The 5,118-nt window shown below is 47.1% G+C and carries 4 protein-coding genes; 1 reads left to right on the top strand and 3 read right to left on the bottom strand.

Annotated features, from left to right (window positions below; genetic code table 11):
• The 3 genes from glnT to Q0R35_RS13740 all read right to left on the bottom strand — a co-directional run.
• Nucleotides 1-1,021 (bottom strand): type III glutamate--ammonia ligase (gene glnT, locus Q0R35_RS13750; protein ID WP_295619212.1); only part of this gene is annotated, 1,021 nt, incomplete at its 3' end.
• A 146-nt stretch (nt 1,022-1,167) separates the two neighbouring features.
• The gene (locus tag Q0R35_RS13745) at nt 1,168-2,184 is read right to left on the bottom strand and encodes an alpha/beta fold hydrolase (RefSeq protein ID WP_295619215.1); all 1,017 of its coding nucleotides are present in this window, start codon (nt 2,182-2,184) and stop codon (nt 1,168-1,170) included.
• The gene (locus Q0R35_RS13740; RefSeq protein WP_295619209.1) at nt 2,178-3,119 is read right to left on the bottom strand and encodes a fatty acid desaturase; all 942 of its coding nucleotides are present in this window, start codon (nt 3,117-3,119) and stop codon (nt 2,178-2,180) included. The genes Q0R35_RS13745 and Q0R35_RS13740 overlap by 7 nt, the downstream gene beginning before the upstream one ends.
• A gap of 381 nt (nt 3,120-3,500) precedes the next feature.
• Between Q0R35_RS13740 and Q0R35_RS13735 the strand changes: the two genes are divergently transcribed.
• The gene (locus tag Q0R35_RS13735) at nt 3,501-4,781 is read left to right on the top strand and encodes an MSMEG_0569 family flavin-dependent oxidoreductase (protein WP_295619206.1); all 1,281 of its coding nucleotides are present in this window, start codon (nt 3,501-3,503) and stop codon (nt 4,779-4,781) included.
• The last annotated feature ends 337 nt before the right edge of the window (nt 4,782-5,118 follow it).

The following is a 5,118-nucleotide window of genomic DNA, read 5'->3' as shown; positions in this document are numbered from 1 at the left end:
GTAAGAGATAGGGATTAGCCGCTCCATCAGCCAATCTAAATTCAAATCTACCCGCAGCGGGAATGCGAATTGTATGGGTACGATTATTTCCGCTGTAACTAATACCATTGGGCGACCAGGTGGCACCGGAGGCGGTGACGGGTGCATTGAGTCGTTTGTAAGAATTGACCGTTGGATTTGTTAATGCACACAGAGCGGGGGTAGCGGCTAATACCCCGCCAATAAACTGATAACCGAGGGTGGAAAGACCGAGTTTTCCGGCTACATCGTCGAAAAGGTTGACAGTACCTGTAGAGTCCCAAATCGATAGGTGCGTATGACAACCATTACCAGTCAAGTGCCTAAAAGGTTTGGGCATAAATGTCGCCCGCATTCCATGTTTTTCGGCGAGCGATTTGACCATATATTTAAAGAAAGCATGACGATCTGCCGTTACTAAGGCATCAGCGTACAGCCAATTCATCTCAAACTGACCATTGGCATCTTCATGGTCGTTTTGATATGCGCCCCAGCCCAGAGCCAACATCGCATCGCAGATCTCGGCAATAATCTCAAACCGCCGCATCAAGGCTTGTTGGTCGTAACAAGGTTTTACCGATCGATCCAAACTATCAAAAATCCGATCGCCAGCCGCATTCAGTAAAAAATACTCGCACTCTACCCCCGTTTTCACACGGTAGCCCCTGGCTGCGGCTTGCTCTAGGACTCGTTTTAGCACTAAGCGTGGTGTTTGATTGAGGGGTTGTCGCTCGACCGTCAATACATCGGCAGGCAACCAAGCTACATCTGGTTGCCAGGGCAATTGAATCATTTGACTGGCATCGGGAATCGCCAAAATATCTGGGTCGGCTGGAGTCATGTCCAACCAAGCGGCAAATCCCGCAAATCCCGCACCATCCACAGCCATGAGATCGATCGCCTGTGCTGGTACCATTTTGGCGCGTTGGGTACCAAATAAATCGGTGAAGGAAATCAGAAAATAACGAATCCCGCGATCGCGAGCAATTTCAGATAGCAGCATAAGCGGTCGGTGTAGAAGACGATCGGGTTAGATTTCTACAATAAGTGACTGGTGAGATCTAATTCGATCGTCATGAACTGAAATTCCTCATCTGGGTTAACAGAAACCCGACTTTTTGGAAAAGTCGGGTTTCTTGCCGTAGCCAATTATCCATTCACCAATTCTTTCACCGCAGTGCGAATGAAATCCGCATCTTCAGGATTTTGATAAGGGTTGCCAGCACGATGTCCCCAAATCGAGGGAATCGGCAGATATTTAGCATTGGGAATTTTGGCTGCTGCTGCGGCGCAATCTTCTGGTGTAAAGTACAAATCGGTTTGCGAGGGCATCACTAAAGTTTTAGCGCGGATGGATGCTAATGCTCGATCGAGATCGCCTGAGTAGTGACGATTATCGCTAATGTCACAATGGAGCCAGGTATCGAGCATCGCCAATAGATTGTGTGGATCGCGGTTGCGATAACTCTGCTCCCAACCGCGCCACAGGTAATCATCGAGAGATTCGTATCCGAGCTGGAGATATAACTTTTCTCGATAAAATGCCTGAGAAGCCGCCCAACTGGCATAGATCCTGGCAAATGTCCGAAAACCCTGCTCCGGTATTCCGTCAAACCGTTGTCCCGTCCAAGTTCGATCGGCTGTCAGGGCAGAGCGTAAGCTTTCTAGAAAAATTCGATTGTGGTCGGTAGTTCTGGCTGTGCCACATAGCGCAACAATCCGTTCCACTCGATTCGGATAAAGTACCCCCCAGTGATAAGCTTGCTGCGCCCCCATCGACCAACCATAGATCATTGCCAATCGATCGATCCCAAATATTTGAGTTAATAACTGCGCCTGAACGCGAACATTATCTACATGGGTAAACCAAAAACCCTGCTCGGCAAATCCACAAGCGGGGTTGTTACTGGGCGAGGTCGATAACCCATTGCCAAACATATTCGGGATGATAATAAACCACCGCGTCGGATCGAGGATGCCGTCGGGTCGAATCAGCCAATCGATATCGGTATGTTGGGCACCATAAGAAGTTGGGTAGAGAATGACATTAGATCGATCGGCATTCAACTCTCCATAGGTTTGATAGACCAATTCAGCTTGAGGCAACGTTACGCCGCATTGCAACTCAAAGTTGGGCAATGTCAAGCATTTGGCACTACTCACGATCGCAGGGATTCTAAGTTGCTAACAATGCCCAGATTGACCGATACATATCCAGGATCGACTTTGGCAAAATGACTTTTTAATCGATCGTGTGCCGCAGGTAGAGCATGGAACGGAATCGAGGCATATAAGTGATGCTCGGCATGGAAAGGCATATTCCACATCAAAAAGCGCAGCGGCGCAAGGGTCAGAGTCGTGCGGGTATTAGTTAATGAATTGTCATCGAGAGTGCAACCCGTATGTTCGGCTAGCAGAATAAATCTCAAGATTGGTTGACCTATGGCTAGGGGCAGGAGCCAGTAAATCAGAAACCACGGCTGGGCATAAGCTACCGAAATCCCGATCGCGATCGCATAGACTAGTAGCTGCAATCTGGTCGATTGAATTACTTCCGCCCGCGCCGTTGCGGGAATATATTCGCATTCATCGATAATCCCCATCGCAATTCGACTATGCCCACGGATTTTGCCCCACCACCAAGGCAAGCCACTCAACTCTAATCCATAGCTCAACAGACTATCTGGGGTGCGATCGGTCAATTCTGGATCTTTACCAGGAATGCGGGTGTAGCGATGATGCCATTTGTGATACCGACGATAGAAGGTACTGTTATAAAAGGATAGTACCCCCGCCCACCAAGCCACAATGTCGTTAACTTGATTATTCGCAAATGCTGTCCGGTGACAGCACTCGTGCATGACAGCAAACATCGCCGCCAAGCTAAATCCATAAACTATTAACAAGGGAATCGCCAATGGATTCATTACCCATAAATAACCACTAACTGCCATCACCGCCAAATGTCTGCCCAATCGTAAGTACCCTTGCAGATCCGAACGAGTATTTAAGCGGCTAAGTTCGTCAGCGGCTAAGATGCGATCGGGTTTGATGACTTCGGATCCGATCGCCTCAGAGGATGATAGTAGATTGGCTGTCATATCCAATTGGGATGTAGAAAGTAAGTAAAATTTTGAGATTTTCCACGGCATATGATTATATCTCGCGATGCATTCATCGTGTTGTAGTCAGAGATACGATCTACTTCTGGCTGATGATTTCGATCGGTTACAAGGCTCGATCGAGTTTCAGATCTTACTTTAACCGATGCAGCAGTCGCCATATCGGTTGGGACACAAACAAGGGCTTTTTGGAAAAGCCCTTGTTTGTAGCGGCACTATTCTCGCTGTTTAATCTTCCTGGCGGTTGCCATAAATAATGACCGTATCGATCGACTTCGAGCTTCCGTAGTCAGAAATACAAAAATAGCTCGATCGAAACCCTACTGTGACTAAATAGCCTCACACTATTTTAGGCATTCTATGAGCGATCGATATCCAGTCATCATTATCGGTGGCGGACAGGCAGGACTATCCATGAGTTATTGTCTCAAACAACGCGGCATCGACCACATCATCTTTGAAAAACATACCATCGGGCATGAATGGCGATCGAGGCGGTGGGATAGTTTTTGTTTGGTAACTCCCAATTGGCAATGTCAACTTCCAGGCTACCCCTATCCTGGTAACGATCCGGATGGATTTATGCTCAAAGATGAGATCGTCAAATATCTTCAAGACTACGCTACTAGCTTCGATGCACCGATAAAAGCAGGAGTGACGGTAACTAAAGTTCAGCAGACAGAAACGGGGTTATATGCCGTTAGCACCTCGATCGGTGAGTATACAGCCGATCGCGTCATTATTGCCGTTAGCGGCTACCATACGCCCAAAATACCCCGACTGGCGGAACGTTTGCCCGCATCTATTCATCAACTCCATTCCTCAGCGTATAAAAATCCCGAATCTTTGCCAGCAGGGAGCGTGTTAGTCGTGGGTACGGGACAATCTGGCTGTCAGATTGCTGAAGATCTGCATCTGGCGGGGCGACAGGTGCATTTATGTGTTGGTGGCGCACCAAGATCGCCGCGTTTGTATCGGGGCAAGGATGCGGTAGAATGGCTCGATCGGATGGGCTATTATGATATTTCCATCGACGAACATCCCAAGAAAGAAACGGCGCGCAGTAATACCAATCATTACCTCACTGGACGCGATGGCGGACGCGAAATCGACCTGCGGAAGTTTGCTTTGCAAGGGATGAAATTACACGGACGATTGAAATCGATCGAGGATGGTAAACTGAAGTTTCAAGATGATTTAAGTCAAAATCTCGATCGAGCTGATGCCGTTGCTGAAAATATCAAAAAAAACATCGATCGATATATAGAAACAGCCGGAATTGAAGCTCCGATCGAATCACCATATCAACCAGTTTGGCAACCGGAAAGTCCAGAATTAAATTTAGATTTAGCAGCGGCTAATATTCGGGCAGTAATTTGGTCTACCGGATTTCAAACCGACTTTAGCTGGATCGATCTGCCCGTGTTTAATGGTAGTGGCTATCCGCATTACGATCGCGGCATTACTAATTTAGCTGGCTGTTATTTTATCGGACTGCCGTGGCTGTATACGTGGGGTTCGGCACGGTTTTCGGGTGTAGCTCGCGATGCAAATTATATCGCCGAACATATTGCTATCAAAGAGAAGGTCGTTACCGCTGGTAATTGGAGTATCGTCAATGAATTTTTACTCGGTTCGTAGTCTCGGATACAACTTTATTTAAAATCTAGCGATTTTTATAAGTGTCGAATTCGATCGGTATTTTAGAGATATTATAGATAGCTGACTATTCATAATGTTAGATATCCTCACTTGGTATTTGACGATACAAACTTAGCAGTCGATCGAACGTTAGGCTGGTATTAATCTTGACAACCAGAACGGAGCAGAGCCTCATGCCAGAAGTTACGATACCCGCTCACAAGACTGGGGATTTTCTAGTCGATTACGAAGAAAAAGTTTTCCCCGATGTCCAAGCCGAACCTGGTGAGAAAGCGTTAGTGACATTTCATACGGTGGCATTTGAAGGATCGATCGG

This window comes from Chamaesiphon sp. GL140_3_metabinner_50 (assembly GCF_025361915.1).
GTDB lineage: Bacteria > Cyanobacteriota > Cyanobacteriia > Cyanobacteriales > Chamaesiphonaceae > Chamaesiphon.
This window is presented reverse-complemented; position numbering and strand designations above follow the sequence as displayed.